The sequence below is a fragment of the Elstera litoralis genome (assembly GCF_000963705.1).
Taxonomy (GTDB): Bacteria; Pseudomonadota; Alphaproteobacteria; order Elsterales; family Elsteraceae; genus Elstera; species Elstera litoralis.
The window spans coordinates 1-1,045 of record NZ_LAJY01000660.1 but is presented as its reverse complement, the minus strand read 5'-3'; the positions used below and the strand labels follow the sequence as shown (position 1 = coordinate 1,045).

The following is a 1,045-nucleotide window of genomic DNA, read 5'->3' as shown; positions in this document are numbered from 1 at the left end:
CGGGCAGGAATTGTTGTTGGCGCGGTAATCGATCACTTTGATCTTCCCGCCGATGATGTCGGCGCGAATTTCTTTGATCTTCTTTTCCATATCGGCGGTAATAAGCTTGCGGTTGTTATCGTCCAGCGCCCAATCCACGCCGTCTTCCTTCAGGCCGAGCGAAATGGTGCCAGCCTTCCAGGCGCCCTTCTTGGCATCGCTGAAGGTATTATAGACGGCGTTATCGACGCGCTTCAGCATGGAGGTCAGCACGGTGCCGGGCTGAACGTGATTCTGATTGCTATCGACGCCAACGGCGAGCTTGCCCTTATCTTTGGCCGCCTGCATCACGCCGATGCCGGTGCCGCCTGCCGCTGCGAAGATGACATCGACGCCCCGGTCGAACTGCGAAATCGCGAGCTCCGAGCCCTTGGCTGGGTCACGCCACGCCGACGGCGTCGTGCCGGTCATATTGGCGACGTAATCGGCCTTCGGATTGATATATTTCGCGCCTTGCGCATAGCCGCAGCCGAAAGCGCGGATCAGCGGAATATCCATGCCGCCGACAAAGCCGACCTTGCCGGTCTTGGAGGCGAGCGCCGCCAGCGCGCCGACCAGGAACGAGCCTTCTTCTTCCTTGAAGATGATCGACTGGGCGTTGGGCGCATTCACCACCGAATCGATGATGACGAACTTCACGTTCGGATATTGCGGCGCAACTTTTTTCGACGGCGGCCTGCTGGGCGAAACCGACCGAAACAATCACGGCCACGCCGCGTCGGGCGAGGTTGGTCAGCGCCTGTTCGCGCTGGTTTTCGTTGGTGACTTCGAATTCGCGGTAGGCGGTGCCGGTTTCTTTCTTAAACCGTTCTGCGCCGGTATAGGCCGCTTCATTGAAGCTTTTATCGAACTTACCGCCCATATCGAACACGATAGCGGGGGTAAAATCCTGCGCCAGCGCCGTTGCGCTCATCAGGCTGGCCACCATCCCGGCTGCATAAGCCGCAATCTTCATACGGGTCACGATCAAATCCCTCTCTCTCGAAGCCCTAACCAAAGCCTGTCG

General features: G+C 58.6%; 1 protein-coding gene and 1 pseudogene. Both read right to left on the bottom strand.

Annotation, left to right across the window (positions count from 1 at the left end; all coding sequences use genetic code 11):
• On the bottom strand, positions 1-678 hold a 678-nt coding region (locus VZ95_RS18740; protein ID WP_332308138.1), incomplete at its 3' end, for a BMP family lipoprotein.
• A gap of 88 nt (positions 679-766) precedes the next feature.
• Positions 767-901: pseudogene (locus VZ95_RS28995) on the bottom strand (BMP family ABC transporter substrate-binding protein); the annotation flags it as partial.
• Positions 902-1,045: the final 144 nt, after the last annotated feature.